This window comes from Streptomyces sp. NPDC088387 (assembly GCF_044753385.1).
In the GTDB taxonomy this organism is placed as follows: domain Bacteria; phylum Actinomycetota; class Actinomycetes; order Streptomycetales; family Streptomycetaceae; genus Streptomyces.
Map to the genome: position 1 here is coordinate 115,206 of NZ_JBIVNC010000016.1, position 26,938 is coordinate 142,143.

Annotated in this window: 25 protein-coding genes; 9 read left to right on the plus strand and 16 right to left on the minus strand. The window is 73.2% G+C overall.

Going from position 1 to position 26,938, the window contains the following annotated elements; all coding sequences use genetic code 11:
* Positions 1-170 precede the first annotated feature (170 nt).
* Positions 171-1,568 carry a GNAT family N-acetyltransferase gene (locus ACIQAC_RS33450; RefSeq protein WP_402197811.1) on the plus strand — a complete coding sequence of 466 codons (1,398 nt, stop codon included), beginning with the start codon at positions 171-173 and terminating at the stop codon, positions 1,566-1,568.
* Between the two features lie 171 nt (positions 1,569-1,739).
* On the opposite strand, the gene ACIQAC_RS33455 is transcribed toward ACIQAC_RS33450, so the two are convergent.
* Positions 1,740-2,945, minus strand: coding sequence for a trans-sulfuration enzyme family protein (locus tag ACIQAC_RS33455; protein ID WP_402197814.1), 1,206 nt, complete (start codon positions 2,943-2,945; stop codon positions 1,740-1,742).
* 60 nt (positions 2,946-3,005) lie between these two features.
* On the opposite strand from ACIQAC_RS33455, the gene ACIQAC_RS33460 reads away from it, so the two are divergent.
* Together ACIQAC_RS33460 and ACIQAC_RS33465 are read left to right on the plus strand one after the other, a co-directional pair.
* A complete protein-coding gene (locus ACIQAC_RS33460; protein WP_402197817.1) occupies positions 3,006-3,497 on the plus strand; it encodes an Lrp/AsnC family transcriptional regulator in 492 nt (163 codons plus the stop codon).
* Between the two features lie 33 nt (positions 3,498-3,530).
* Positions 3,531-5,225: a DUF885 domain-containing protein gene (locus tag ACIQAC_RS33465; protein WP_402197820.1), complete on the plus strand. Its 1,695-nt coding sequence runs from the start codon at positions 3,531-3,533 to the stop codon at positions 5,223-5,225.
* A gap of 49 nt (positions 5,226-5,274) precedes the next feature.
* On the opposite strand, the gene ACIQAC_RS33470 is transcribed toward ACIQAC_RS33465, so the two are convergent.
* Both ACIQAC_RS33470 and ACIQAC_RS33475 read right to left on the minus strand, forming a co-directional pair.
* Positions 5,275-6,108, minus strand: coding sequence for an SDR family oxidoreductase (locus tag ACIQAC_RS33470; protein ID WP_402197823.1), 834 nt, complete (start codon positions 6,106-6,108; stop codon positions 5,275-5,277).
* Between the two features lie 100 nt (positions 6,109-6,208).
* Complete coding sequence (locus ACIQAC_RS33475) at positions 6,209-6,691, minus strand: rhodanese-like domain-containing protein (RefSeq protein WP_402197825.1); 483 nt, start codon at positions 6,689-6,691, stop codon at positions 6,209-6,211.
* Positions 6,692-6,812: 121 nt separating this feature from the next.
* Here ACIQAC_RS33475 and ACIQAC_RS33480 point away from each other — a divergent pair, with 121 nt between their 5' ends.
* Entirely contained in the window at positions 6,813-7,259 is a 447-nt protein-coding gene (locus tag ACIQAC_RS33480; protein WP_402197827.1) for an Lrp/AsnC family transcriptional regulator, read from the plus strand.
* Positions 7,260-7,273: 14 nt separating this feature from the next.
* Here the strand turns inward: ACIQAC_RS33480 and ACIQAC_RS33485 are convergent, their stop codons facing one another.
* The 5 genes from ACIQAC_RS33485 to ACIQAC_RS33505 form a co-directional block, all read right to left on the minus strand.
* Positions 7,274-10,270 carry an AAA family ATPase gene (locus ACIQAC_RS33485; protein ID WP_402197828.1) on the minus strand — a complete coding sequence of 999 codons (2,997 nt, stop codon included), beginning with the start codon at positions 10,268-10,270 and terminating at the stop codon, positions 7,274-7,276.
* On the minus strand, positions 10,267-11,430 hold the full coding sequence (locus ACIQAC_RS33490; RefSeq protein ID WP_402197831.1) for an exonuclease SbcCD subunit D: 1,164 nt from the start codon (positions 11,428-11,430) through the stop codon (positions 10,267-10,269). Before ACIQAC_RS33490 ends, ACIQAC_RS33485 begins: the two co-directional genes overlap by 4 nt.
* Positions 11,431-11,525: 95 nt before the next feature.
* Positions 11,526-12,152 (minus strand): YigZ family protein, encoded by a 627-nt coding sequence (locus tag ACIQAC_RS33495; protein WP_402197833.1) that lies wholly within the window; start codon positions 12,150-12,152, stop codon positions 11,526-11,528.
* A 299-nt stretch (positions 12,153-12,451) separates the two neighbouring features.
* A complete protein-coding gene (locus ACIQAC_RS33500) occupies positions 12,452-12,991 on the minus strand; it encodes a SixA phosphatase family protein (protein ID WP_402197835.1) in 540 nt (179 codons plus the stop codon).
* Positions 12,988-13,758: a hypothetical protein gene (locus ACIQAC_RS33505; RefSeq protein WP_402197838.1), complete on the minus strand. Its 771-nt coding sequence runs from the start codon at positions 13,756-13,758 to the stop codon at positions 12,988-12,990. Before ACIQAC_RS33505 ends, ACIQAC_RS33500 begins: the two co-directional genes overlap by 4 nt.
* A 155-nt stretch (positions 13,759-13,913) precedes the next feature.
* On the opposite strand from ACIQAC_RS33505, the gene ACIQAC_RS33510 reads away from it, so the two are divergent.
* The gene (locus tag ACIQAC_RS33510) at positions 13,914-14,321 is read left to right on the plus strand and encodes a CoA-binding protein (protein WP_402197841.1); all 408 of its coding nucleotides are present in this window, start codon (positions 13,914-13,916) and stop codon (positions 14,319-14,321) included.
* Between the two features lie 173 nt (positions 14,322-14,494).
* Entirely contained in the window at positions 14,495-15,709 is a 1,215-nt protein-coding gene (locus ACIQAC_RS33515) for a 4-hydroxybenzoate 3-monooxygenase (protein WP_402198023.1), read from the plus strand.
* A 7-nt stretch (positions 15,710-15,716) separates the two neighbouring features.
* Here ACIQAC_RS33515 and ACIQAC_RS33520 read toward each other — a convergent pair whose 3' ends face one another.
* Positions 15,717-16,085: an ArsR/SmtB family transcription factor gene (locus ACIQAC_RS33520; RefSeq protein WP_402197842.1), complete on the minus strand. Its 369-nt coding sequence runs from the start codon at positions 16,083-16,085 to the stop codon at positions 15,717-15,719.
* A 65-nt stretch (positions 16,086-16,150) separates the two neighbouring features.
* Between ACIQAC_RS33520 and ACIQAC_RS33525 the strand changes: the two genes are divergently transcribed.
* On the plus strand, positions 16,151-17,299 hold the full coding sequence (locus tag ACIQAC_RS33525) for a cation diffusion facilitator family transporter (protein WP_402197845.1): 1,149 nt from the start codon (positions 16,151-16,153) through the stop codon (positions 17,297-17,299).
* A 10-nt stretch (positions 17,300-17,309) separates the two neighbouring features.
* Here ACIQAC_RS33525 and ACIQAC_RS33530 read toward each other — a convergent pair whose 3' ends face one another.
* Complete coding sequence (locus tag ACIQAC_RS33530) at positions 17,310-17,867, minus strand: YbaK/EbsC family protein (protein ID WP_402197846.1); 558 nt, start codon at positions 17,865-17,867, stop codon at positions 17,310-17,312.
* A gap of 43 nt (positions 17,868-17,910) precedes the next feature.
* Positions 17,911-18,483: a helix-turn-helix domain-containing protein gene (locus ACIQAC_RS33535; protein ID WP_402197849.1), complete on the minus strand. Its 573-nt coding sequence runs from the start codon at positions 18,481-18,483 to the stop codon at positions 17,911-17,913.
* 105 nt (positions 18,484-18,588) lie between these two features.
* On the opposite strand from ACIQAC_RS33535, the gene ACIQAC_RS33540 reads away from it, so the two are divergent.
* Positions 18,589-19,446 (plus strand): EamA family transporter, encoded by an 858-nt coding sequence (locus ACIQAC_RS33540; protein WP_402197851.1) that lies wholly within the window; start codon positions 18,589-18,591, stop codon positions 19,444-19,446.
* Between the two features lie 49 nt (positions 19,447-19,495).
* On the opposite strand, the gene ACIQAC_RS33545 is transcribed toward ACIQAC_RS33540, so the two are convergent.
* Positions 19,496-20,281, minus strand: coding sequence for an acyltransferase (locus ACIQAC_RS33545; protein WP_402197854.1), 786 nt, complete (start codon positions 20,279-20,281; stop codon positions 19,496-19,498).
* Between the two features lie 118 nt (positions 20,282-20,399).
* On the opposite strand from ACIQAC_RS33545, the gene ACIQAC_RS33550 reads away from it, so the two are divergent.
* Positions 20,400-20,930, plus strand: coding sequence for a gamma carbonic anhydrase family protein (locus ACIQAC_RS33550; protein ID WP_402197857.1), 531 nt, complete (start codon positions 20,400-20,402; stop codon positions 20,928-20,930).
* 28 nt (positions 20,931-20,958) lie between these two features.
* Here the strand turns inward: ACIQAC_RS33550 and ACIQAC_RS33555 are convergent, their stop codons facing one another.
* The 4 genes from ACIQAC_RS33555 to ACIQAC_RS33570 all read right to left on the minus strand — a co-directional run bounded on the left by ACIQAC_RS33555 (position 20,959) and on the right by ACIQAC_RS33570 (position 26,872).
* Positions 20,959-21,603, minus strand: coding sequence for a DedA family protein (locus ACIQAC_RS33555; protein ID WP_402197858.1), 645 nt, complete (start codon positions 21,601-21,603; stop codon positions 20,959-20,961).
* A 231-nt stretch (positions 21,604-21,834) separates the two neighbouring features.
* Positions 21,835-22,047, minus strand: coding sequence for a hypothetical protein (locus ACIQAC_RS33560; RefSeq protein ID WP_402197861.1), 213 nt, complete (start codon positions 22,045-22,047; stop codon positions 21,835-21,837).
* Entirely contained in the window at positions 22,044-24,563 is a 2,520-nt protein-coding gene (locus ACIQAC_RS33565; RefSeq protein ID WP_402197863.1) for a beta-glucosidase, read from the minus strand. The genes ACIQAC_RS33560 and ACIQAC_RS33565 overlap by 4 nt, the downstream gene beginning before the upstream one ends.
* A 335-nt stretch (positions 24,564-24,898) precedes the next feature.
* Entirely contained in the window at positions 24,899-26,872 is a 1,974-nt protein-coding gene (locus tag ACIQAC_RS33570) for an RICIN domain-containing protein (RefSeq protein ID WP_402197865.1), read from the minus strand.
* Between the last annotated feature and the right edge of the window lie 66 nt (positions 26,873-26,938).

Below are 26,938 nucleotides of genomic sequence, written 5' to 3' on the forward strand. Positions count from 1 at the left end.
TCCGGCCGCGCGTCCTCCGTGACCCGCCCGAGGGGAAACCGAGAAAAAGGGCATAAGCAGCTTTTACCGATCAGACACAGGACGTTCGTGATCACGCAACACCCTTCCTTCACAGTGGCTGCATGAATCGGAACCTGTCTGAACCGACCCGGTCGAAACACGGACGTCCTGTGCACCACTGGCGGCGTGACGTCGTCGAACTCGCGGCCCTGTTCACGGCGGTCGCGGTCGCGGACGCCGTGGCCAACTTGATCGGGCACGGCCCCGACGGACCGGCGCTCCTGGTGATCTCCGCGGTGGTGCTGCTCGCCACGGCCGCGTTCCACACATGGTGGTCACGCCGCCACGGTCACGCACCCCCGACGTCCGATACCGATGCCCGGCCGCGCTCCGCGGAGCGGCGGGCCGGGCCGTCCGACCCCTCGACCGGACAGGTGGCGGAGGGACACGCCGCCGGGGCGGAGAGCACGCTGTGGCGGATGCGGACGACGGTCCAGGACGCACCGGGCGCCCTGGCCGCGCTGTGCACGGCACTGGCCGGACACCGCGTCGACATCCTCAGCCTCCAGACGCATCCGCTGGGCGAGCAGACCGTGGACGAGTTCCTGCTCCGCAGCCCGGCGGAGCTGGGCGCGGCGGAGCTCACCCGCACGGTCGCGCTGGCCGGGGGCACTCACACCTGGATCGAGCGGGCTGACGCGCACGACCTCGTGGACGCCCCGACCCGGGTCCTCTCCCTCGCCACCCGAACCGCTCTGGACGCGGCGGAACTTCCGCTGGCCCTGCGGCAGTTGTTGGGACGGTGCACCATCCGCTCGCTGCCCGCGCAGCCCGCCGCCTCCGGCCGGGTGCCGGACGGCGTACCCGTGGAGGGCGCGCTGGAGGACACCGTGATGCGACTGCGAGCACCAGAAGGCGGAGTGATCACCGTGGAGCGGCCCTATCTGCCGTTCACACCGACGGAGTTCGCGCGGGCGCGCGCCCTGGTCGAGCTGGATTCCCGGCTCGGCCCCCGCGTCCCGCGCAGCATGGACGTACTGACGCTGCCCGAGGGCAACGACATCACCGTACGGCGGGCCGACCCCGACGATCTCGTCGCGGCGCGGGAGATGCACGAGCGCTGCTCGGCCCGCACGCTCGGCATGCGCTACCACGGTCCCGTCGGGGACGCCGACCGTTACCTCAACCACCTGCTGAGCCCGCGCTTCGGCCGCACGCTCGCGGTGCAGACCGACGCCGGGCGCGTCGTCGGCCTCGGCCACCTGCTGTGGGACGGCGACGAGACCGAGGTCGCCCTGCTGGTCGAGGACGCGTGGCAGCGGCGCGGCATCGGCAGCGAACTGCTGGGCCGGCTGGTCGCGATGGCGGTCGAGGCGGGCTGCGAGAGCGTGTACGCGGTGACGCGGGCGTCGAACACCGGCATGGTCGCCGCGATGCGCGGCCTGGGCCTCCCCCTCGACTACCAGATCGAGGAGGGCACCCTGGTCATCACGGCCCGGCTCGACGCCACCCCGGTTACGACCCGGCTGCCGTACGACGGTCCGCGCGAGCGGTTCGTCCGGGACTGAGGCACCACCCCTGGCCCCTGAGCCGCTGCCCGGCGTCAGACGCCGCGCAGCGCTCAGGGGCGCGGGGAACTGCGCGACAAGCCCCACCGGCCCGCGGCCGAACGACCACCACTCAGGGGCGCGGGGAACTGCGCGACAAGCCCCACCGGCCCGCGGCCGAACGACCACCACTCAGGGGAGCGGGGAACTGCGCAAACACCCCTCCGCCGGGCCGGCCCGGCCGCTCCCCCGCTCCGGCCGTGCCCCCGCGTCCAGTGCGCGGTCCAGGTCGGCCCACAGGTCGTCGACGTCCTCCAGTCCGACCGACAGACGCAGCAGCCGGTCACCGACGCCGGCGTTCCTGCGGTCGTCGGCGTCGACGACACGGTGGCTGATGGAGGCGGGGTGCTGGATGAGGGTGTCGACGCTGCCGAGGCTCACCGCCGGGGTGACGAGTTCCACGGCGCCGATCACGGCGTGCGGGTCGCCGTGCACCTCGAAGGCGATCATGGCGCCGCCGATGCGCGGGTAGCGCACGCGCGCGACGCGCGGGTCCGCGGCGAGCCGGGCGGCGAGTTCGGCGGCGTTCGCGGAGGCGGCCCGGACCCGCACCGGCAGGGTCGCCAGGCCCCGCAGCAGCAGATAGCCGGCCAGTGGATGCAGGACGCCACCGGTGGCGAACCGTATCTGCCGCAGCGCCCCGGCGAGTTCCTCGTCGCACGCGACGACACCCGCCATGACGTCTCCGTGGCCGCCGAGGTACTTGGTCGCGGAGTGCAGAACCAGGCGCGCGCCGTGCTCGGCCGGGCGTTGCAGGACCGGCGTGGCGAACGTGTTGTCGGCGAGCAGCGGGACCGAGCCGCAGGCGTGCGCGACGGCTCGCAGATCGAGTTCGGCGAGGGTCGGGTTGGCCGGTGTCTCGACCATCACCAGGCCGGTGTCCGGGCGCAGCGCGTCGGCGATGCCGGCCGGGTCGGTCCAGGTGACCTCGGAGCCGAGCAGTCCGGCGGTGAGCAGATGGTCGCTGCATCCGTACAGCGGCCGGACGGCGACGACATGGCGCAGACCGCGCGAGGCCCGTACGAGGAGGACCGCGGTCAGGGCCGCCATGCCGCTGGCGAAGGCGACCGCGGAGTCGGTGCCCTCCAGCCGGGCCAGGGCGGTCTCGAAGCGGGCGACGGTCGGATTGCCGAGCCGGCCGTAGACGGGCGGGCCGGCCGGTTCGGCGCCGGTGGCGGCGAAGGCGTCGATCCGGGCGGCCTCACCGCGGCTGTCGTACGACGGGTAGGTGGTGGACAGGTCGATCGGTGCGGCGTGCAGTCCCTGCCGGGCCAGGTCGTCGCGGCCGGCGTGCACGGCTTCGGTGGCCAGCGCTCTCGGTGCGGGGTACGTGTCCATGGACGCCAGGGTGAACGCGGACCGGGGTACGGCCGCCGATGTCCGTGCTACGTTCGGCCGATGCCCGAATCCGTCGTACTGGACCCGGTGGACCTCGAACTGCTGCGACTGCTTCAGAACGACGCCCGGACGACGTACCGCGATCTCGCCGCGCGGATCGGGGTGGCGCCGTCGACCTGTCTGGACCGGGTGACCCGGCTGCGGCGGGCGGGCGTGATCCTCGGGCACCGGCTCCGGCTGGATCCGGCCAAACTCGGCCGTGGCCTCCAGGCGTTGCTGTCCGTGCAGGTCAGGCCGCACAGCCGGGAACTGGTCGGGCCGTTCGTGGAGCGGATCCGGGCGCTGCCCGAGTCGTTGACCGTCTTCCATCTCACCGGCCCCGACGACTATCTGGTGCATGTCGCCGTCGCGGACATGACGGATCTCCAGCGGCTGGTGCTCGACGAGTTCACCTCCCGCCGGGAGGTGGCACGGGTCGAGACCCGGTTGATCTTCCAGCAGTGGGACTGCGGGCCGCTGCTGCCGTCTGCGCCCTCGGCCGAATCGGGGTGACGTGCGGCGGGCACTCGTATGAGGATGGACCGCATGTCAGAGACCAAGAGCCCGCAGCTGCCCCGACAGATCGCCGACGCCTACGTCGACGAGCTCATCGCCCTCGACCCGGTCACCGGTACCTATCTGGGTGTGAAGGAGAGTTCGAGCCGGCTGCCCGATCTCTCGCCCGCGGGCCAGGAGGCGGTCGCCGCGCTCGCGCGGGCCACCCTCGCCGAGCTCGACGCGGCCGAGCGGCTGCCCGGCGCGGACAGTGACATCGAGCGCCGGTGCGCGCGCCTGCTGCGCGAGCGGCTGACCGCCGAACTCGCGGTGCACGACGCCGACGAGGGGCTGCGCTGGGTCGGCAACCTGGGCACACCGCTGCACCTCGTGCGCGAGGTGTTCACGGTGACGCCGACCGAGACCGACGAGGACTGGGCCGCGATCACCGAGCGGCTGCGCGCGGTGCCGGCCTCGCTGGGCGGATACCGCGAGGCCCTCCAGCTCGGCCTGCACCGCAAGCTGTACGCCGCCCCGCGCCCCACGGCGACCCTGGTGGAACAGCTCACCGAGTGGTCCGACGTGGACGGCACCGGGCGCGGCTGGTTCGAGGACTTCGCCGCGGCCGGACCCGAGTCCCTGCGCGCCGGGCTGGACGAGGCGGCCCGGCGGGCCACCGCGGCCGTGGTGGAGCTGCGGGACTGGATGCGCGACGTGTACGCGCCGACGATCGAGGGCGCGTCCAACACCGTGGGCCGCGAGCGCTACGCCCGCTGGGCGCGCTACTACAACGGCACCGACCTCGACCTGGACGAGGCGTACGCGTACGGCTGGTCCGAGTACCACCGGCTGCTCGCCGAGATGCGCCAGGAGGCGGAGAAGATCCTGCCGGGCGCCGCGACGCCCTGGGTGGCGCTCGCGCACCTCGACGAGCACGGCCGGCACATCGAGGGGGTCGACGAGGTCCGCGACTGGCTCCAGGGCCTGATGGACCAGGCGATCGAGGCGCTCGACGGCACCCACTTCGAACTCGCCGAGCGGGTACGGAAGGTGGAGTCGTGCATCGCCCCGCCCGGCAGCGCGGCCGCGCCCTACTACACGGCCCCGTCGGAGGACTTCTCCCGCCCCGGCCAGACCTGGCTGCCGACGATGGGCCAGACCCGCTTCCCGGTCTACGACCTCGTCTCGACCTGGTACCACGAGGGTGTCCCCGGTCATCACCTCCAGCTCGCCCAGTGGGCGCACGTCGCCGGAGACCTCTCCCGCTACCAGGCCACCATCGGCGGGGTGAGCGCCAACGCCGAGGGCTGGGCGCTGTACGCGGAGCGGCTGATGGACGAGCTGGGCTTCCTCACCGACGCCGAGGAGCGGCTCGGCTACCTGGACGCGCAGATGATGCGGGCCACCCGGGTCATCGTCGACATCGGTATGCACCTGGAGCTGGAGATCCCGGCCGACTCGCCGTTCCACCCCGGGGAGCGCTGGACGCCCGAGCTGGCGCAGGAGTTCTTCGGCGGGCACAGCAGCCGTCCGGCGGACTTCGTGGAGAGCGAGCTGACCCGGTATCTGACGATCCCGGGCCAGGCCATCGGCTACAAGCTGGGCGAGCGCGCCTGGCTGCTGGGCCGGGAGAAGGCCCGCGAGCGGCACGGCGACGCCTTTGACCTGAAGGCGTGGCACATGGCGGCGCTGTCGCAGGGTTCGCTGGGCCTCGACGACCTGGTGGACGAGCTGTCGAAGCTCTGAGGACCGCGGTCCCGTTCCGCTCGCCCGAGGGTCTGGGCGCCTCGGCGTCTCAGCGCCGGAATCCGCCCTCGGAGTCGATGACCTGGCCGGTGATCCAGCCCGCCTCGTCCGTGGCCAGCCACGCGATGAGGCGGGCGGGGTCGTCCGGCATGCCCCAGCGCCCGGCGGGGAACATCGCGGCGATCGCGTCGTAGGCGTCGCCGGTGAGGTAGTCGGTGTCCACGGGGCCGGGGTTGACCGTGTTCACCGTGATCCCGCGCTCGGCGAGCGTCGTCGACAGGGACCGGGTGATCGAGGCGAGCGCGCCCTTCTGAAGGGCGTAGGCGATCTCGCCGGGCATACCGCCCGCGATGTCCTGACCGGAGGTCATCATCGTCACGCGGCCCCCGCGAGGACGTTCCGGCTGCCGGGCGAAGGCCTGGACCAGCAGCAGGACGGAGCGGGTGTCCACGGCCCAGTGCGCGTCCAGCATCGCCGCGTCAATGGTGTCGAGCGTGCCGTCGGATCCGCTGAGGGCGTGGTTGGCGACGAGGATGTCGAGGTGTCCGCCGAGCGCCTCGGTGGCGGTGGCGACCAGGGCCGCGGGCGCCTCCGGATCGGTCAGGTCGCCGGGGCCTTCCAGGACCGTGGCCCGCGCATCGCCCAGCGCCTCGCGCACGGAGGCGGCCACCTCCTCGGGCCGGTCGGCGCCCCAGGGCAGGGCGGCGTCGTGCGGGACGTGGTGGTGCAGGTACACACTCGCGCCGTACGCCGCCAGCCGGCGGGCCACGGCGTGTCCGATGCCGCCGCGCCGGCTGGCTCCGGTGACGAGGGCGGTACGGCCGCGCAGGGGCAGCGGGTCGCGGCGCAGGGCCTCGGGGGCGGGGTGCGGAAGTCGGGGCATGGAAGACCATGATGGGGAGCGGCTCCGGCGGCCGCACCTGCTTTTGATACCGCTGCCCGCGGACGCCACTCCCCACGGCTTCCCCGGGTCGAACCGGCGTTCAGCAGCCGCAGTCCCCGTCGACGGGTGCCGTGAGCGGATCGGCCGTCCGGCGCTCGCCGCCCTGCCAGGTCTCGTACGCGAAGCCCTCCCGGACCCAGTACTCGAAGCCGCCGAGCATCTCCTTGACCCGGTAGCCGAGTTCGGCGAGGGCGAGGGCCGCGCGGGTGGCGCCGTTGCAGCCGGGGCCCCAGCAGTACGTCACCACGGGTACGGATCTGTCCAGAAGCCGCTCGGCCTGCTCGGCCATGAGCGCGGTCGGCAGGTGCAGCGCGCCCGGGACGTGGCCCTGGTCCCAGGCCGCGGTGGAACGCGAGTCCAGGACGACGAAGCCCGGATCGTCACCGGTGGCGAGTGCGGCGGCGACATCGGAGACGTCCGCGTGGAAGGCGAGGCTCGCCCGGAAGTGGGCGGCGGCGTCGGCGGGGGCGGCCGGAGGGACGCGCAGGACGGGGTTGGTGGCGGCGACGGCGCTCGATGTCATGGTCTGGCCTTCCGGTCGGGTGGTTTCGGCCAGAAATCTACGATTCCTGATCGCGCGCCGGAAGGTTCGATCCCCGGCGTTGCCCTTGTCCGGCCGTGGTTTCCCCTGCTACTGATCGCCCATGACCGTGTTTTCCCCGGACGCCACCGACTGGCGCATCCTCGATGTCCTCCAGCGCGACGGGCGGGCCAGCTTCGCCGAGCTCGCGCGGGCCGTCTCCATGTCGCCGAGCGCGGTCACCGAGCGGGTGCGGCGCCTTGAGGAGGCGGGTGTCATCCAGGGGTACGCGGCCGTGGTGGACCCGGACCGGATCGGGCTGTCGATCCTGGCGTTTGTGCGGCTGCGCTATCCGCACGGCAACTACAAGCCCTTCCACGACCTGGTCGCCGCGACCCCGGAGATCCTGGAGGCCCACCATGTGACGGGCGACGACTGCTTTGTCATCAAGGTCGCCGCCCGGTCGATGCGCCACCTGAAGGAGGTGTCGGGCCGGATCGGCGCGCTCGGCTCGGTGACCACGAGTGTCGTGTACTCGTCTCCTCTGCCACGCCGGCCGCTCGGTCAGTGAGGGGCCGGCCCGGATCAGCCGACTCCGCGCGCGTGCAGCGTCGAGCCCGATCTGCCCTTGACCACCTCCAGTTGGGCGTGCACCCGCCGCTTGAGGTCGGCGACATGACTGACGATGCCCACGCTGCGGTCGCGTTCGCGCAGTGAGTCCAGGACGTCCAGGACCTCGTCGAGGGTCTGCTCGTCGAGGCTGCCGAAGCCCTCGTCGATGAAGAGCGTGTCGAGGCGGACACCGCCGGCCTCGTCGGTGACGACGTCGGCGAGACCGAGGGCGAGCGCGAGGGACGCGAAGAACGTCTCGCCGCCGGACAGCGTGGCGGTGTCCCGCTCGCGTCCGGTCCAGGCGTCCACGACGTGCAGGCCGAGGCCGCTGCGTCCGCGTCCGGCCCGGTCGTCGGAGTGGACCAGCGTGTACCGCCCGGAGGACATCCGGCGCAGGCGGGCGGTGGCGGCGGCGGCGACCTGTTCGAGGCGGGCCGCGAGGACGTAGGACTCCAGGCGCATCCTCCGCTCGTTGTCGGCGGCCGTGCCGGCGGTGAGTCCGGCCATCCGGGCCACCCGGTCGTACTCCTCGCGCAGCGGGGCCAGTCGGCGGATCCCGTCGGCCGCCCGCGCGGAGAGCCGGTCGAGTTCGGCGCAGCGGCGGGCGGCGGCGTCACCCGTGGAGGCGGCGGCGCGGACCCGTCGCGCGGCGTCGGTGGCGGCCCGTTCGGCGCCGGCCAGGTCGGCCGGGGCCTGCCGGGCGGCGGCCGCGGTGTCCTCCTCGGCGAGCATCGCGCGTACGGCGCCCTCCTCCGTCTGCCAGGCGTCCAGCCTGCGTTGCAGATCACGGTGGGCGGCGTCGTCGAGCAGGGCGTCCGCCGCGGCCCGCGGGGTGTCGAAACCGGCGCGGAACGCGGCGTCGGCCAGGCGAGCGTCGGCGTCCTTGAGCCGCTGGGCGCTGTCCTCGGCGGCCCGCACCGCGTCGGCCGCGTCGGTGAGCAGCGCGACCTGGCGCTCCAGCTGTGTCGCCCGCGCCGCCACAGTCACGGCTGCCCCGCGCGCCTGCGTCAACTCCTCGTCCAGCGTCTGCCGCTCCTGCTCCATGGCCTCACGGCGGGCGGCCCGGGAGGCGGCGCCGACCGCGGCCCGCTGCCGCTCGGAGACACGCCGCTCGTGCTCCTGCTCGGCCTGCCGCAGCTCCTCGTGCGCGGCGTGCAGGTCGGAGGCCTCGCGGCGGGCCTGCGCGAAGAGCCGCTCCAACTCCGCGGTCTCCTCGGCGAGCCGGTCGGTCGGGGTGTCCCCGGCCTCCGCCGACGCGGCGGCCAGCGCCTCCCGTACGAGTCCCAGGCGGCGCTCGTCGTCGGCGCGCCGCTCGTCCGCGCGCTGGTGGGCGGCGAGGGCGTCCTCCTCGGCCTCACGGCCGACGTGCCCGGCGACCTTCCGCGCGGGTGCGGGGTGTTCGGTGGCGCCGCAGACCGCGCAGGGCTCGCCGTCGGCGAGGTTCGCGGCCAGTTCGGCCGCGATGCCGTTGAGACGCTGTTCCTTGAGGTCGAGCCAGTGGGCGCGGGCCGCCACCGCGCGCTCGGCGGACTGGAGCGCCTGTTGCTGCGCGGCTTCCGTGTCGGCGCCGAACTGATCGCGCTGCCGGGCCGCCGCGAGCCGCCGCCGGGCCGGATCGCGCTGCACGCCGAGCTGTTCGGCCCGGGTCGCGGCCTCCTGGGCTCTGTCGATCCGGGAGTGCAGTGCGGCCCGGGCGGTGTCCCAGCCGGCCAGCCAGCTCTCCGCCTCGGCCAGCAGGTCGTCGTCGGCGCGCTCCTGGCGGTCCAGGTCCGCGCGTTCGGCGACGAGTTCGGCGAGCCGGTGCTCGGCCCGGCGGGCGGATTCCAGGCCGCCCAGTTCCTCGGCGGCGCGGCGGGCCGCGGTGGCCAGTCCCGCGGGTCCGGCGCCGGAGAACGTCTCGGGCAGGGGGTCGCGCGCGCGGGTCTCGGCGCCCGCCGCGCGGTGGTGCTCGGCCTCGGCGCCGTCCCGCAGCTCCAGTGCGGGCGCGACGACCTCCGCCTTGCGGGCCCGCTCCATCCGCGCCTGGGCCTCCTGATGGGCCTCGGCCCGCTCCTGGAGTGCCCTGGCCCGGTCCTGCGCGTCGGCGAACCGCCTTTGCAGCCGGGCCACTTCGCGTACGTCCTCCAGGGCACGATCCGCGGCGGCCTGGGCGGACTCGGCGGCGGTCAGCCCGGTGCGCGCGACGGTGAGCTGCTCGCGGGCGGTGCTGCGGGCGACGGCGGCGGCCCCGAGGACGGCCTCCGCGAGACCGGGCTCGCCCGGTGTCAGCTCGGGCAGGTCCATCGCGCCGCCGGCCGCCTGCTGCATACGGTGGGCGTCGGCGAGCAGCGCCGCGTCGCCCTCGCGCACCTTCGCCTCGGTCGTCTTGCGCCGCTCGGCGAGGCGCTTCTCGACCTCGCCGAAGCGGTGGGTGTCGAAGAGCCGGCCGAGGAGCTTGCCGCGGGCCTCGGCGTCCGCGCGCAGGAACCTGGCGAAGTCGCCCTGCGGCAACAGGACGACCTGGCAGAACTGCTCGCGGCTCATGCCGAGCAGCTGGGTGATCTCCTCGCCGATCTCCTGGTGGGAGCGGCTGAGGTCCTTCCAGGCGCCGGCCGCCGACTCGTACTCGCGCAGCCAACTCTGGGCCTTGTCGACCGTCGTGCCGGTGCCGCCGCGCCGCTTGGGGCGCTCCCACGGGGGCTGGCGGGTGATCTCCAACCGGCGTCCGGCGACGGTCAGTTCGAGGGTCACCGAGGTGCGGGTGCCGGGGGCGGCGTGGTCGCTGCGCAGCGCCAGGCCCTGGCTGCTCTGCCGGGCACCCGGCACCGAGCCGTACAGCGCGTAGCACACGGCGTCCAGGACGGAGGTCTTGCCGGCGCCGGTCGGGCCGTGCAGCAGGAACAGGCCCGCCGCCGACAGCTCGTCGAAGCCGACGCTCTGGGTGGCGCCGAACGGGCCGAACGCCGTGAGGTCCATCCGGTGCAGCCTCATCGCGCCACCTCCCGGACCGTCTGGTCGGCGCGGACGGCGTCGAACGCGTCGCGCAGCACCGACCGTTCGTCCGCGTCGGGGGCGGCGCCGCGGACATGGGTCACGAAGTCCTCCGCGATCTGCTGGTCGCTGCGGTCGGCCAGGCGCCCGGCATAGGTGACGTCGGGGTCGTCGGGTGCGCGGTCCGGGTCGAAGACGAGACCGAGTGTGTGCGGGAAGCGCTCGGTGAGCCGGGCCATCGGGTCGGACGGGCGGACCGGATCCGTGAGGGTGGCCTCCACCCAGGCCTCCTCGTGCCGTGCGAGGGCCTCGTCGGCGAGCAACTCCTCCAGCGTGCCGCGCAGCCGGGCCAGCGGGCGCGGCACCGGGCACTCCAGTCGCTCGGCGGTGACGGAGCCGTCGGCGGCGAGGTCGACGAGCCACATGCTCTTGCGGTGGTTCGCCTCCGAGAACGAGTACGGCAGCGGCGAACCGGAGTAGCGCACGCGCTCGGTGAGGGTCTGGCAGCCGTGCAGATGACCCAGCGCCACATAGTCCACACCGGCGAAGACACCGGCCGGGACGGCCGCCACGCCGCCGACGGTGATGTCCCGCTCGCTGTCGCTGGCCTCGCCGCCGGTGACGAAGGCGTGCGCGAGGACGACCGACCGGGTGCCCTCCGCGCGGGTGGCCAGGTCGGCCCGGACGCGCTCCATGGCGGCGGCGAGCACGGCCTCGTGGCCCGGCTTCTCCACGCCGAACTCGTCCTTGACCAGCGCGGGTTCGAGATACGGCAGCCCGTAGAAGGCCACGTCGCCCTCGTCGTCGCGCAGCACCACCGGGGTTCCGCACTCCGTCGGATCGGTGCGCAGATGGATGCCGGCCCGCCCGATCAGGCGCGCGCCCACGCCGAGCCGGCGTGCCGAGTCGTGGTTCCCGGAGATCATCACCGTCGGCACACCGGCGTCCGCGAGGCGGTGCAGGGCGTCGTCGAACAGCTCGACCGCGGCGAGCGGCGGCACCGCGCGGTCGTACACGTCTCCCGACACCACCACCGCGTCCACGTCCCGCTCACGCGCGGTCGTGACGAGGTGGCCGATGAACTCGGCCTGGGCATCGAGCATGTTCACCCGGTGGAACGACCGCCCGAGATGCCAGTCGGAAGTGTGCAGCAGCCTCATGATCCCCGAGACTAACGGCCGGGTCTGACATCACACCGGTTACTCCCGTATCGCCCCGTCATGTGCGCCCGAATCGTCCGTCGTGCCCCGTGACGTCAGGCGTCGCCGTATGCTTCTCCGCCAAGTTCGAACCGTGCCGAACCTGCGGTGCTGTCGGCGAGCCAGGCGCGGAACGCCTCCACATCGGCGTCCGGCAGGCCCACCTCGATGGTGACCTCCTCGCCGTAGCGCACGTCCCGCACCTCGCGGCCGGTGGCCAGGAGGTCGTTGTGGAGCTTGCCGGCGCGCTGGTGGTCGACGGTGACCGTGGCGAGGCGGAAGCGGCGGCGGGTGAGGGTGCCGAGGGTGTCGAGGGCCTCGCCGACGGCGCCGCCGTAGGCGCGGATGAGGCCGCCGGCGCCGAGTTTGACCCCGCCGTAGTAGCGGGTGACGACCGCGACGACGTAGCGCATGTCGCGGCGCAGCAGCATCTGGAGCATGGGGACGCCGGCGGTGCCGCCGGGTTCGCCGTCGTCGCTCGCCTTCTGGATGGCGGCGTCCGCGCCGATGACGTACGCCCAGCAGTTGTGGGTGGCGTCGGTGTGCTCCTTGCGGACGGCCGCGAGGAAGTCCTGGGCCTCCTGCTCGGTGGCGGCCGGGGCGAGAGCACACAGAAACCGCGACCGGTTGACCTCGGTCTCATGCACCCCGGCCTGCGCCACCGTCCGGTACTCGTCCTGCATCACCCCAGCGTATGCGGTGCCCGCGCGGAGGCATCGCGCAGCCCGGCGCGACGGGATGCCACCGCACCCACCCGTGCCGCCCCAGGCAACACACATGCCCACGGCCACGCAGGCCGCGCGAAGAGGCTTCCAGGAGCGCGGGGAACTACGCGACAAGCCCCCACCGACCCGCGGCCGAACACCCCCCCAGGGGCGCGGGGAACTGCGCGACAAACCCCCACCGGCCCGCAGCCGAACAACTACCCCTCAGGGGCGCGGGGAACTGCGCGACAAGCCCCCACCGGCCCGCAGCCGTACGACTACTTCTTGCCCCTCGGCACCGTCACCGACGTGAGCAGCGCCACGCCCGGCCGCAAGGCCTCCCACGTACGCCCGTACCAAGTGAGCACCGCGATCGCCGAGGTCGGGAACTTCACCCGCACCCGCTCCACCGCGTCGCCGAGCCCGTCCCCCGCAAGGTCGAGGACAAGCTCCTCCAGCCCGGGGTTGTGCCCGACCACAAGCAACGTCTCCACCTCGGCGGAGGTCTCACGGACCACAGCCAGCAGCTCCGGCACATCCGCCGCGTACACCCGCGAGTCATGCCGCACCGGCGGCGGCGTACCCCACTGCCCCGACGCCAGCTCCCACGTCTGACGCGCCCGCACGGCCGTCGAGACGAGCGCCAGGTCGGGCAGCTGATCGGCCTCAGCCAGCGCACGCCCCGCCGCGGGCGCGTCCCGTCGCCCCCGTGGCGCCAGCGGCCGCTGATGGTCGGCGATCCCCGGCGGCCACGCCGACTTGGCATGCCGCAGGACGACCAGCCGGCGCAGCGGACCCACGCCCGCGCGGGCCTTCACGCCGTTGCTCCGACATCCCGGACGAGTTCGAGGCCGAGCAGCCGGTCCGTGTACGCGAACGTCTCGAAGCGCGCGCCCTCGGGGAGGTCGGGGTCGGCCTCGACACGCCGCAGCACGCGCAGGACGCCGGGTACGTCGAGGTCGTCCTCCCAGGCGGACCGCAGCCGGGTCCGTACCTCCTCGGGGATCGGCCGGGACGGCTGCCGGGCCCAGCCGGCGACGGCGCCCCGCCAGCGCGCGAGCGTGTCGTGCGCCTCCTCCAGCGTGGCCGCGTCGAGCCGCACCGGAACGTTTCGCCGCGTGGAGAGCAGGGCGAGGCGCAACACGGAAGGGTCGGTTCCGGCCGGCGGTCCGGCCGGGCTCACGGGGGCGACGGCGAGCAGCGCACCACCGGGTGCCGGAGCTTCGTCCGCCGCCGCGACATGAAGCACCTGAGCCTCACCGAGCCCGAGCCCGGGTGCCTGCCCGGACCCCGCCCCCGGCGCCAACTCCGCCCCCAACCCCGACTCTCCCGCCTCCTCGAACGGCCGGATCCCGAGGGCGGCGGCCCCCGCGCGGAGCTCGGCGGGCTGTCGCTCGGCCCTGAGGAGCGCCCACACCGGTGTCCCGCCGAGTTCCAGCGCGCGGACGAGAAGGTCGGCGACGAGCAGCACACGCAGGGACGAGCTGTCGTAGCCGGAGACACGGGTCTCCACGCGGGTGAGCCCCCGGCGAACGGGGGCGGCGTCGGCGGGGTCGCCCGTACGGGCGTCGATGATGCGCAGCACGGGCTGAGCGTAGGCCGGAAAGCGTCACCGCGCAGACACGGCGTGGGCGATCCGGACACGGTCCGGCCCTGGTCGGGGGAATCCTCGCAGGCCGCCGGGCGTTCCCCTCACACAGCGACAGCACACCGCTTCGTGAGACGACCAGGAGGCCGGCCGTGTACGGCGACGCAGCGACCATCCGCAAGATCCTCACCGAGACCGGCGACACCTGGGCCGTGGTGGGCCTGTCCACGAACCAGCGGCGCGCGGCGTACGGCGTCGCCGACGTACTGCAACGGTTCGGCAAGCGCATCGTGCCGGTCCATCCGAAGGCGGAGACCGTGCTGGGCGAGCAGGGCTACGCGTCGCTCGCCGACATCCCCTTCGACGTGGACGTCGTCGACGTGTTCGTGAACAGCGACCTCGCGGGCGGGGTCGCGGACGAGGCCGTCGCGAAGGGCGCCAAGGCGGTCTGGTTCCAGCTCGACGTCATCGACGAGGCCGCGTACGAGCGCACCCGCGCGGCGGGCGTCGACATGGTGATGGACCGCTGCCCGGCGATAGAGATCCCGCGCCTCGGCTGAACGCGCGACGGTGACCGGACCACGGTGAACACATCACGGCAGCCCGCTCCCCCGCCCCTCCGCGCGGTCGTCATAATGCTCGGGTGAACTCCCCCACCCCCCACCGCGAACCCTTCTTCGCCCAGACCGTCTTCGCCGCCCCACCCGGTGAATCGCCCACCACGGACAGCGAGTTGGCACCGGCGGAACCCGGCCCGCCGCCACACCCCGCCCCCGTGGTGATCGTCGGGGCCGGGCCCGCCGGGCTCACCGTCGGCAACATCCTGCGGGCCGCGTCGGTGGACTGTGTGGTGCTGGAGACGGAGACCAGGGAGTTCATCGAGCGACGACCCCGCGCGGGCGTCATCGAGGAGTGGGCCGTACGCGGACTGCGACAGCGTGGCCTGGCGGGGAACCTGCTGGAGCGGGCCGTGTCGCACACGACGTGCGAGTTCCGCTTCGACGGGCAGCGCTTCCGCTTCCCGTACACCGAGCTGACGGGCGCTCACCACTTCGTCTATCCGCAGCCGTTGCTGGTCACCGATCTGGTGCGGGAGTACGCCGACGTCCGCGGCGGCGACATACGCTTCGGCGTCCGTGACGTCCGGCTGCACGACCTGGACTCGGACCGCCCCTCGGTGTCGTACGTCTGCCCCGAGACGGGTCAACGGCGGCTGGTCGAATGCGACTTCGTCGCCGGCTGCGACGGCGCGCGCGGGGTGACCCGGGCGTCGATGCCGGCGGAGCACGCCCGGCTCTCCCGCCACGACTACGGCATCGGCTGGCTGGCCCTGCTGGCGGAGGCACCGCCGTCCTCCGACTGTGTGCTGTTCGGCTGCCACCCGCGCGGTTTCGCGGGCCACATGGCGCGCAGCCCCGAGGTCACCCGCTACTACCTCCAGTGCACACCCGGCGAGGATCCCGAGAACTGGACGCACGACCGGGTCTGGACGGAGCTCCGGGAACGCCTCGGCGCGGCGGGCGCCCCGCCCCTCACCGAGGGCCGGTTGATCGAGAAGCGCGTCCTGGACATGCACGACTACGTCGTCGAGCCCATGGTGTACGGGCGGCTGTTCCTGGCCGGTGACGCGGCCCACCTCGTCGCGCCGATCGCCGCCAAGGGCATGAACCTGGCCCTGCACGACGCGTTCCTGCTCGGCGACGGTCTGGTCGCGCAGCTGACGAAGGGCGACGGCACGACCCTCGCCGGCTACTCGGAGGCGTGTCTGCGACGAGTGTGGGACTACCAGGAGTTCTCGCAGTGGCTGTCGGAGCTGTACCACGGGACGGCCGCGGGCGATCCGTTCCGCGCGGGCACGACCCTGGCCCGGCTGCGCCGCCTGTTCACCTCACCCGCGGCGGCCGCCGCCTTCGCCGAGCAGTACCTGGGGACGGCCGCCCAGTACTGAGCGGCGGTCAGTCGTGCAGCGGGCGGTCCGTGAGCCGGTGGTCCGCCACGTTCAGCGACTCGTCGACAAGTCGCCTCAAGTGCCCGTCCCGCAGGGTGTAGACGACCCGGCGCCCCTCCTTGCGTGTGGTCACGAGCCCGGCGAGCCGCAGTCGCGCCAGATGCTGGCTGACCGCCGGCCGCGCCGCCCCGCACGTCTCCGTGAGGGTCGTGACATCGGCCTCGCCCGACATCAGCGCGTGCAGCAGCGTGAGCCGCGTGCGGTCGCCGAGCAGCGCCAGCACCTCGGCCGCGAGCGCGAACTGCTCCTCGCCCGGACTGCGCGGATGCGCATCGTGCGCATCGTGCGCACCTGACAGGTGCATGCGTGCGTTCATACGCACATAATGGCCCCGTGGACGGGGTACGTCCATCCACCTGGGCGCATCGGAAGGGGAGCCACGTGAGCGACGACCACGGACATGACACCGCGCACCCCCGCGCACACCCGCACCACAACACACACGACCACGACCACGACCGCGACCACTCCCACTCCCACCCGCACCCGCACCCGCACCCGCACCCGCACTCCGACGCGCCCCACAACCACCCGCACCGGCACCCGAAGAAGCGCTCCCTCCGGCATCTCCTCACCCCGCACTCCCACGAGAGCGCCGACAAGGTGGACCGTGCCCTGGAGTCCTCCGCGCGGGGCATGCGGGCGCTGTGGGTGTCGTTCGCGGTGCTCGGCGCAACCGCGCTGGCGCAGACCGTTGTCGTCGTCGTGTCCGGTTCGGTGGCTCTGCTCGGCGACACGGTGCACAACGCGGCCGACGCGCTGACCGCCGTACCGCTCGGTATCGCCTTTGTGCTGGGCCGGCGCGCGGCGACCCGGCGTTTCACCTACGGCTACGGGCGGGCCGAGGATCTGGCCGGGATCGTGATCGTGCTGACCATCTCCGCTTCGGCGGCCTTCGCCGGGTGGACGGCCGTCGAGCGGCTGCTGGACCCGCAGCCGGTCGCTTACGTGCCGGCGGTCGCGGTGGCCGCGCTGGTCGGCTTCGCGGGCAACGAGTGGGTGGCCCGGTACCGGATCCGGGTGGGCCGGTCGATCGGTTCGGCCGCGCTGGTCGCCGACGGACTGCACGCACGGACGGACGGATTCACTTCACTGGCCGTGCTGTTGGGCGCGGGCGGCTCGGCGCTGGGGTGGCAGCTCGCCGACCCGGTCGTGGGGCTGGCGATCACCGCGGCGATCGTGCTGGTGCTGCGGGACGCGGCGCGGGAGGTGTTCCGCCGGGTGCTGGACGCCGTGGACCCGGAGCTGGTGGACCGGGCCGAACGGGCGGTCGAGGAGGTGCCCGGTGTGCTCGGGGTCGGTGAGCTGCGGCTGCGCTGGATCGGGCACCGGCTCCGTGCGGAGGTGGCGGTCGTGGTCGACGGCGGGGCGACGCTACGTCAGGCCCACACCGTCGCGGTGGCCGCCGAACACGCCCTGCTGCACGCCGTACCGCGGCTGACCGCGGCGCTGGTGCACGCCGACCCGGCACCGGTGGCGGGCGAGGCGGACCCGCATCTGGCGCTGGCCCACCACGCGGCAGCCGGCTGAGCGGCGGGCCTCAGGCGACGCCGAGCCCCTCCAGCACCACGGCGCCGGGCAGTTCGGCGAAGGCCTTGCCCGGCACGAGGAGCTTGCCGCGCCGCCGGCCGCTGCCGACGAGGACGTACGGCAGGTCCACGACGGCGGAGTCCACGAGGACCGGCCAGCTCGCGGGCAGACCGATCGGGGTGATGCCGCCGTACTCCATGCCGGTCTCGCCGGTCGCGGTGTCCATCGAGGCGAACGAGGCCTTGCGGGCGCCCAGTTGACGGCGTACGACCCCGTTGACGTCGACCCGGGTGGCGGAGAGGGCGACGCAGGCGACGAGGGTGCTCTCGCCGCCCCGCTTGCCGGCCACGACCACGCAGTTCGCCGACTGTTCGAGCAGCTCCTGGCCGTAGTGCTGGACGAAGACGGCGGTGTCGGCCCACTCCGGGTCGGTGTCGACGTAGATGATCTGCTCGGCGGGGACGCTGCCGTTCCAGTTCCGCACGGCCTCGGCGACGGGGGCGGCCAGTTGGTCGAGTCGCTCGGGGGCGGGGTCTGCGTGGTCGAAGTGACCGATGGGTGCGCGCATGGCCGCACGGTAACAGGGGTCCGGCGGGGCTCCGCGGGGTGTCTCAGTGCACGGGCGGGACGGAGACGGCCATGACCATCTTCATCGGCTCGGCGCCCTCGTTGCCGTATGTGTGCGGGGTGTTGGCCTCGAAGGAGGCGCTCGCGCCGGCCGGGATCCGGTACTCCACCCCGTCGACGGTGAGGGTCAGTTCGCCGGCCGTGACATGCAGCAGCTCGACGGTGCCGGTGGGGTGCGGGTCGGAGGCGCTGGACTCCCCCGGCATCAGCCGCCACTCCCACATCTCCAGCGGTCCGGGGGCCTCGGTGCCGGCGAGGAGCAGGTTGTAGCTGCCTGCGTCGGTGTGCCAGAGGCGGACGGCCTGGTCGGCGGGGACGATCCGCACCTTCGGGCCCTGCTCGTAGTCGAGCAGGGTGGTGATGCTGATGCCGAGCGCGTCGCCGATCTTGACGACGGTGCCGAGGCTGGGGTTGGTGCGGGCCTGCTCGATCTGGATGAGCATGCCCCGGCTGACGCCGGACCGGGCGGCGAGCACGTCGAGCGTGAAGCCGCGCACCGCGCGCCAGTGCTTCACGTTGCGCGCCAGGGACTGGGTCAGCAGGTCGAGGTCCGACACGTTCCGTCCAACATCTAGGCCAATATTTTGGATGACATAGTTCAGTGCACTGAACTACGGTGGGGTGCACCCGATCGTTCACCGAACTGTACTGCGAGGCGACCCGTGACAGCACTCTTCGCCCTGGCCACCAGCGTGCTGTGGGGTCTGGCCGACTTCGGCGGCGGACTGCTGAGCCGGCGCACACCCGCGCTGACCGTCGTGGTGGTCTCCCAGTCGATCGCGGTGACGGTGCTGGGTGTGGTCGTCGTCGCGACCGGCGCGTGGAGCGAGTTCGGTCCGCAGCTGTGGTTCGCCGTGGCCGCCGGTCTGGTCGGCCCGGTGGCGATGCTGGCCTTCTACAAGGCGCTCGCCCTCGGCCCGATGGGGGTGGTCTCGCCGCTGGGCTCCCTCGGTGTGGCGGTCCCGGTGGGTGTGGGTCTGGTGCTGGGCGAGCGTCCGGGACTGGTGCAGTTCGCCGGGATCCTTGTGGCCGTCGTGGGTGTGGTGCTGGCGGGCGGGCCGCAGCTCCGGGGCGCGCCGGTGCAGCGGCAGGCGGTGCTGCTGACGCTGCTGGCGGCGTTCGGCTTCGGCGCGGTGATGGCTCTGATCGCCGAGGCGTCGGCGACGGTCACCGGCCTGTTCCTCGCCCTGTTCGTGCAGCGCGTCACGAACGTCGTCGCGGGCGGCACCGCGCTGTGCGTCTCCGTCCGGCGCGGCTCGCCCGCCCTGCCGCCGGAGGGTTTCCCCTGGACCTCGCTGCCCGCGCTCGCCTTCGTGGGACTGGCCGACGTCGCGGCGAACGGCACGTACTCGATCGCCGCCCAGCACGGCCCGGTCACCGTGGCCGCGGTCCTCGCCTCGCTCTACCCCGTGGTGACCGCCCTCGCGGCACGCGGCTTCCTCAGTGAACGGCTGCGCGCGGTCCAGGCGGCCGGGGCGGGGCTCGCGCTGGTCGGCACGGTACTGCTGGCCGGCGGCTGAGCCGACCGGGTCGCTCCAGGGCCGGCGGACTCACACCCCGGCCGCCCCGTCACTCCGCGGCCAGACGGGCCACCGTCTCCTCGTCCGGTTCCGCGAGGCGCGCCGCGCTCTCCTCGTCGAGGCCCGAGAGCGCCACCAGTTGCTCGGAGGTCACGCCGTCCGGTATCGGTACCGGTGCCGGTGTCCGCAGCGGCGGCTGCCATCCCTCGTCGGGGGTCCAGCGCCGTACGACCCGGGCGGGCGCCCCCGCCACCACCGCGTGGTCCGGGACCGTGCCGCGGACGACCGCGCCCGCCGCGACCACGACGTTGCGCCCGATGCGGGCGCCGGGCAGGACGACCGCGCCGGTGCCGATCCAGCAGCCGGGGCCGATCTCCACCGGCTCCATCCGCGGCCACTGCTTGCCGATGGGCTGGTGCGGGTCGTCGTAGGAGTGGTTCGTGGAGGTGACGTAGACGTACGGGCCGAAGTAGCAGTCGCTGCCGATGGTCACGGTGGTGTCCGCGATGACATGGCTGCCGCGGCCGAGGACCACACCGTCGCCGATCCGCAGGATCGGCTCGGGGCCGAGGTCGAGGTCGGGCATCAGACCGGCCGTCAGGGTGACCTGCTCGCCGACGATGCAGTGGGAGCCGATGTGGATCCACGGCTCCCCGAAGACCGTGCCCAGCGGGAAGGCGAGCCGGGTGGACTCGCCGATCGCGCCGAAGCGGAAGCGGCCGGGGTTCTGTGCCGTGACCGATCCCGTGCGCTGCACCCACGCCCAGCCCGCGTGGACAGCGCCCTGCGCCACTCGGCGACCCCAGGACGAGAACGTGTTCTTGCGCTTCGGCACGCGTTCACGTTACTCAGCGGACGGTGGACGCACTCGGCCGGTGCGCTGTGATCTTCGCCCCACAGGTGCCGTAGCGTGCGTCCACGACGGAGACCACAAGGGCGAAGGAGAGCGGGCGATGACGGACAGGGCGCTGGTCGTGGCGATCGGTGGCAGGAAGCCGGAGATCGACGAGAGCGCGTTCGTGGCGCCGACGTCGTCGGTGATCGGGGACGTCACGATCGGGGCGGGGGCCAGCGTCTGGTACGGCGCGGTGGTCCGCGGTGACGTCGAGCGGATCACCGTGGGGGTGGAGAGCAACATCCAGGACAACTGCACCCTGCACGCCGACCCGGGGTTCCCGGTGACCATCGGGGCGCGGGTCTCCGTGGGGCACAACGCCGTGGTGCACGGGGCCACCGTCGAGGACGACTGCCTGGTGGGGATGGGGGCGACCGTGCTCAACGGGGCGGTCGTCGGGGCCGGGTCGCTGGTCGCCGCGCAGGCACTGGTGCCGCAGGGCATGGTCGTGCCGCCCGGATCGCTGGTGGCGGGGGTGCCGGCGAAGGTGCGGCGGGAGCTGTCCGCGGAGGAGCGGGAGGGGCTGACCCTCAACGGAACGCTGTACGCGGCGCTGGCTCAGGAGCATCGGGGCGTGCACAAGGGCTGAAGCCGCCCGCGGGGCGGCGGACTCGGCGTCAGTCCGTCGTCGCCGGTACCGGGTCCTCGTGCGTCGTCGCCGACGTCTGCTTCGCCTTGCGCTTCAGGACGAGCATCGAGGTCAGGCCGATCAGGACAGCAAGGACCAGGCCTAGCCACGAGAAGCGCTTCAGCCAGGCCTCGGCGACGATGCCGACGTAGTAGATGACCGCCGTGGTGCCGCCCGCCCAGACGATCCCGCCGAGGACGTTGGCGATCAGGAACTTCCAGTACGGCATGTGCAGGACGCCCGCGAGCGGGCCCGCGAAGATCCGCAGCAGGGCGACGAACCGGCCGAAGAAGACGGCCCACATGCCCCACTTGTGGAAGGAGCGCTCGGCGGTGGCGATGTGCGCCTCGCTGAAGTGCCGTGGGAACTTCCCGCCCAGCCACGCCAGCAGGGGGCGTCCGCCCTTGCGGCCGATGGCGTAGCCGATCGAGTCGCCGATGATCGCGCCCGCGCTCGCGCTGGCACCGAGGATCAGCGGGTCGATGTCACCGTGCTGGGAGGCGAGCAGCGCCGAGGAGACCAGGATGATCTCGCCGGGCAGCGGGATGCCCAGGCTCTCCACTCCGATGACCAGGCCGACCAGCAGATAGATCGCCAGCGGGGGCACCGTCTCGAGCCATTCCTGGACGTGCAACGCCGCTTCCCTTCGTGTGGTGCGCCTTATGTGGTGCGTTCTTGGTGCGTTCGTGGTGCGTTCCGGCGCGCGTCCGTTGTGCGGACGCGCGCCGGGCAGCCTACCCGGTCACCGTGACCCGGCCGCGCCGTCCCAGAGGTCCCACTGGTGATCACGGGACACGGTGGTGCTCACGGCGTTTCCGCCCGCGGAGACGGTCCGCGGTGAGTCCAGACCGAAGTGCCTGAAGAGCTACTGCGACTCGTTCACACGGGTCGCGCCGAGGTCGAAGCCGGTGTTCAGCGCGCGCAGCGAGGCGAACGGCGATCCCGTGCGGTCGGCGAACTCGTACGCGGCCGGAATCGGTACGGACGACGGGGTCGCCGTCCGCCGCCGCCCGCGCCGGCACGGGGCGAGCAGCGCCGCCGCGAGGGCGGTCACGGCAAGTACCGCGCGTCCGATCACTGGTCCACCTCCACACTCGTACGGACTCTCAGATCCCGTGAGGACGCTCCGACCCACACCGCGCGGCGGCCGGTCCCGAGCACCCAGTCCCGGCGCCGCGGGTCCCAGGACGACAGCGTGCGCGCGGCGACCGACACGGTGATCCGCCGCCGCTCGCCCGGCCGGAGCGTGAGCCGCCGGTATCCGGCCAGCACCCTGACCGGCTGTTCGAGGCGCACGTCCGGCGACGGGCCGGCGTACACCTGCGGCACGGCGACTCCGGTGCGGCGGCCGGTGTTGCGGACGGTGAAGGTGACGGCGAGGCCGTCCCGGGTGCGGCGCGCGGCGAGATCGCCGTAGGAGAAGGAGGTGTACGACAGGCCGTGTCCGAAGGGGAACAGCGGGCGCACGTCCTCGGCGTCGTACCAGCGGTGGCCGGCGAACACGCCCTCCGAGTACTCCTCGACGCCGTCCGTGCCCGGGTAGCGGCGCGGGTTCCCGGCGTGGGGGTGGTGGTCGTCGTCGACCGGGAAGGTCTGGGTCAGCCGGCCGCCGGGGTCGCAGTCGCCGAACAGCACGGCGGTGGTCGCGGCGGCGCCCTCCTGGCCGGGGTAGTACATCTGGAGGACGGCCCCGGTGCGCTCCAGCCACGGCATCGAGGTCGCGGAGGAGGTGTTCAGGACCACGGTGGTCCGCGGGTTCACCGCCGTCACCGCCTCGATCAGCCGGGCCTGGTTGCCGGGGAGGGCGATCGTCGTACGGTCCTGGCCCTCGGTGGCGTCCTCGTGGGCGAAGAGCACCACCTGACCGGCCGCGCGCGCGACGCGTACCGCCTCGGCCACGTCGTCGGCGCGGGTCGCACTGGTGATCCGCCGCAGCCGGAAGGTGAGCCCCGCCGCGCCGCCCTCGGCGGTGACGCGCAACCGGTGGGCGCCCCGGGCGAGTTGCCGCGTCCCGCGGCGGACGGTCAGACCGTCGGGCGCCGACGTGACCAGTCCGCCCATGAAGTACTCGCCGAAGTCCGGGGTGATCGGGAAGAGTTCGACACCGTCGAGCAGCACCTTGGGGCGGCGCACGGGATCGCCGGAGAAGTGCAGGACGAAGGTCCACTCGTCGGGCTCGGCGACGGTGAGCGTGCCGTCGTACGTCCAGGTCTCCCCGGCGGCCACACCCTGGTGCTCGGTGTCGAAGGCGGGGGTGAGGACCGAGGCGGGGACGGCCTTGCCGAAGAGGTCCTCGCCCAGGGCGTACGTCACCCGTGCGCCCTGTCCCGCACGGGACCTGAGGGCGTCGAGCGGGCTGTCGGCCCGGTCGGGCACCACGTGCGCGCTGCCGCCGCCACTCGCGAACGGCAGGGTTCCGGACGGTCCGATCACCGCGATGTCGTCCCGGCCGAGGGGCAGTGTGCCGTGTGCGTTGCGCAGGAGCGTGGCCCCCGCCTTGGCGACCTCCAGGGCCACGGCCGCCCCCGCCTCCGGGTCCCGCGCGGGGCGCGGCGGAGCACTCTCGTCGAGGAGACCGAACCGGTCCATGACGGTGAGGACACGGCGTACGGCAGTGTCGACATGTCGCTCGGGCAGGCTGCCGTCACGGACCGCCGTCCCGAGGGCCGTACCGAAGTGCTTGCCGTCCGGCATCTCCATGTCGAGCCCCGCGGTGATCGCCTTCACGGTGCTGTGCGCGGCGGACCAGTCCGTCATCACCCAGCCCTCGAACCCCCAGAGGTCACGCAGCACCTCGGTGAGCAGGGTGCTGTTCTCGCAGGCGAAGGTGCCGTTGACCTTGTTGTACGCGCCCATGACCGCGCCGGTGCCGGCGGCGACCGCGGCCTCGAAGCCGCGCAGCTCGACCTCGTGCATGGTCCGCGCGTCGACGCGTACGTCGACGGAGGTGCGGTCCTTCTCCTGGTTGTTCAGCGCGAAGTGCTTGACGGTGGCGACGAGTCCCTCACCCTGGATGCCCTCGATCTCGGCGGCGACCAGGTCGGAGCTGAGCAGCGGGTCCTCGCCGAACGTCTCGAAGTTGCGGCCGGCGTACGGCGTACGGATGAGGTTGACCATCGGGGACAGCAGCACGTCCTGGCCGAGCGCGCGGCCCTCGCGGCCGATGACCTGCCCGTAGCGGCGGGCCAGTTCGGGGTCGAAGGCCGAGGCGAGGAGGACGGGTGCGGGCAGGGCGGTGGCGTGCTTCGTGACGCGGACGCCGGCCGGGCCGTCGGCCAGGCGCAGGGGCGGGATGCCGAGGCGTTCCACTCCGGGGACGAAGCCCGCCTGGCCGAGGGGGGCGGGGTCGGTGGCGCCGTGCAGCAGGGAGATCTTCTCGTCGAGGGTGAGGAGGGAGAGGAGCCGGTCCACGCGGGGGCGGGCTGTGGTGGGGCGGCCGGTGCTGGGGCGAACGGTGCTGGGGCGGCCGGCCGACGGGGTCGCCTGCGCGGCCGAGGTGCTGCCGGTGGCCGCCGCGGCGACGGCGACGGCACCGCCCAGCAGGCGCAGGGCGGATCTCCTGGCGAGGGCTCTTCTGGTGGCGGGCTCGGTCATGGCCGTCACTCCTTCGGTGTGCGGGGTACGAAGAGGTGAACCGCGGGCGCGTCCGGCACCCGGGTCCGCGTTCGTCCTGTGAACACACTGTGCGACAGCGACGACTTGACTCCCCGTTAGTAACCACCGGCGCGGCGGGAAAACCACGACCGTTGGTGACTCGTGTCCATGCGGCCGACAGAAATGGGCTCCTGGCGACAGGAAACGAAGGCGGGGCCGCCCTGGGAGGGCGGCCCCGGTGATGTCCGTCGGCCGGTCGGGATCGACCGGCCGGGATCGACCGGCCGGGATCAATCGGCCGGGATCAATCGGCCGGGATCGATCCGCCAGAAGAATCAGGCGCGGTTGGGTGCCTGCCCGAGGGCGTTGGTCACCGCGCCCAGCGTCTTCGTCGCCGCGGCGAGGGTGTTCGTCGCCCCGGACAGGCTGTCCGTCGCCTTGCCCAGGGTGTCCGTCACCGTGTCGACGACCGTCGTGACGACGGTGTCGACGGGAGACGACCGGGTGCCGGACCCGGACCCGGACCCGGATCCTGACCCGGAGCCGCCGCCCGAACCGGCCCCGGACCCACCGTCGGTGCCGGTCTCGACCCCGACCTGTGCGATCCGCGTGTCGAACTCCTCGCCCTGCCCGCCCGGATCGCCCTGGTCCCCGGGGTCGGCCGGAAGCCCGGAGTCCCCCTCCGGATCCCCCGCCCCGGGCCCCGATGTCGGCCCGTCGCCCGACTCGCCGGACTCACCCGGCCCGCCCGAGCCCTCCGGCTCCCCACTCCCCCGCGTGCCGGGAGCCGTGTCCCGGGCCGCGTCCCCGGTGCCCGGCTCCAGCACCCACCGCTGTCCGACGGAACCGTTCTGCCCGGCGACGACCACCTCGCCCCCGGAACCGGGCGCCACGACAAGGCGCTTGCTCCCGCGGACCAGCAGCTCACCACGGACCGTCAGATCGAACCGCACCTGCCCGGCGTGCACCCGGCAGTCCGCCAGCGTCACACTCCGGCGGTCGGTGTCGGCGCCGAGGCAGAGCACCTGGCCGAGGGCGCTGCGCAGCAGCCCGTCCTGCTCGTACGACCACTGTTGGCTTCCGGCGGTCGAGCACGCCGTCAGTACGGCGGTCGCACCGGCCTTGGCGGTACCGCCGACGACGTCGAGGCACAGGTTCCGGGCGGCGTTGCGCAGCCTGCCGTTCGCGACCTCGCCGGGGCGCTGCACGGAGGCGGCGGACGGCGCGCCGGAGGAGGGGGGTTCGGAGTCGGCGCTCGGCGAGACCGACCGGCCGTTCGCCGCCCAGGTGCTGTTCGGGTCCTGTGGGACACCGTTGTCATCCGACCAGCCCTTGTTGGCGAGGACCGTCGCGAGCAGCGCGAGGGAGACCACACCGGCGCCGACGAGGACGGCCTTGGTGCGGCGCTTGGGCACGGCGTAGGTGCCCGCCTGGGCAGGGCGGTGCCGTCCGGTCCGTACGCGCGCGGGGCCGACGTCCGGCGAGTCGGTCCGCCCCGGCCGTGACTCCAGGTAGCGCCGGGCGCCCCAGCCGAGCACCGTCTCGGCGATCAGCACGTCCAGCGGGCCGTCGAAATGACTGAGTTGCTCGGCCGCGTGCCGGCAGTACCGGCACTGCATGAGATGACGCTGCACATCGGGCAGGAGAGCGCCGCCGCGCCGCATCGGGACATCGAGGAGACGGTTGTAGAACCGGCATTCCTGTGTCGGCGCGAGTTCTCGGTGGGCACGTGCGCAGCCCCGGCGGAATTGCTCGCGGGCTTCTTCGAGCGCGGCCTCCGCCGTTTCCGTCCGGATTCCCAACTGACCGGCCGGTATGGAAATCGTTTCCGATTCGACCTCGGTGTGCCAGAGGAGGCATTGGGAGGCACTCGGAAGAGCCTTGAATGCGCGTTCCGCGATGATCCGCCTTTGGGGCGTGTCGGCGCGTGCGGCGCGAAGTCCGCGTCCGCCGGTCGTTTTGCGCAGCTCCGGCAGTACCGCGCAGATGTCCTCCTGTGCGGCCCACGACTTCACCGATTCCCTTACGGCGACCAGTAGTTGAGGGCGGAGCGCACCGGCGGTGCCACGGCGGGCGAGGACGTCCTGGAACGCGGCGGTGGCCGCCATCGACGGCGAACTTCCGGTGGAGGCCAGACAGATGACCGCGTAGTCGTGGACGGCCGGCCAGTGGCGGGCCAGGAGGATGGCGAGGGAACGTGCGCCGGAATCGGTGGCGCCGAGTCCGGCGAGGAGATCGCGGTCGGACTCCCCCGGGACGGCTCCGGGGAGTGGCGGATACGGCGGACGTGGGGGGTAAGCGGACGGCACGGGACCCATTCCTTCCGGGCCGGTGGACGCCCATCCTAAAATGTGCGTCCACCGGAAAGCAGATCC

Excerpts from the sequence above, each read along its gene's own strand:
- ACIQAC_RS33550 (WP_402197857.1), top strand. The coding sequence starts at position 20,400 with ATGACGGACAGGGCGCTGGTCGTGGCGATCGGTGGCAGGAAGCCGGAG.
- ACIQAC_RS33470 (WP_402197823.1), bottom strand. The coding sequence starts at position 6,108 with ATGCCCCGACTTCCGCACCCCGCCCCCGAGGCCCTGCGCCGCGACCCG.
- ACIQAC_RS33565 (WP_402197863.1), bottom strand. The coding sequence starts at position 24,563 with ATGACCGAGCCCGCCACCAGAAGAGCCCTCGCCAGGAGATCCGCCCTG.
- ACIQAC_RS33480 (WP_402197827.1), top strand. The coding sequence starts at position 6,813 with ATGACCGTGTTTTCCCCGGACGCCACCGACTGGCGCATCCTCGATGTC.
- ACIQAC_RS33455 (WP_402197814.1), bottom strand. The coding sequence starts at position 2,945 with ATGGACACGTACCCCGCACCGAGAGCGCTGGCCACCGAAGCCGTGCAC.
- ACIQAC_RS33530 (WP_402197846.1), bottom strand. The coding sequence starts at position 17,867 with ATGCGCGCACCCATCGGTCACTTCGACCACGCAGACCCCGCCCCCGAG.
- ACIQAC_RS33475 (WP_402197825.1), bottom strand. The coding sequence starts at position 6,691 with ATGACATCGAGCGCCGTCGCCGCCACCAACCCCGTCCTGCGCGTCCCT.
- ACIQAC_RS33485 (WP_402197828.1), bottom strand. The coding sequence starts at position 10,270 with ATGAGGCTGCACCGGATGGACCTCACGGCGTTCGGCCCGTTCGGCGCC.
- ACIQAC_RS33495 (WP_402197833.1), bottom strand. The coding sequence starts at position 12,152 with ATGCAGGACGAGTACCGGACGGTGGCGCAGGCCGGGGTGCATGAGACC.
- ACIQAC_RS33460 (WP_402197817.1), top strand. The coding sequence starts at position 3,006 with ATGCCCGAATCCGTCGTACTGGACCCGGTGGACCTCGAACTGCTGCGA.
- ACIQAC_RS33520 (WP_402197842.1), bottom strand. The coding sequence starts at position 16,085 with ATGAACGCACGCATGCACCTGTCAGGTGCGCACGATGCGCACGATGCG.
- ACIQAC_RS33490 (WP_402197831.1), bottom strand. The coding sequence starts at position 11,430 with ATGAGGCTGCTGCACACTTCCGACTGGCATCTCGGGCGGTCGTTCCAC.
- ACIQAC_RS33465 (WP_402197820.1), top strand. The coding sequence starts at position 3,531 with ATGTCAGAGACCAAGAGCCCGCAGCTGCCCCGACAGATCGCCGACGCC.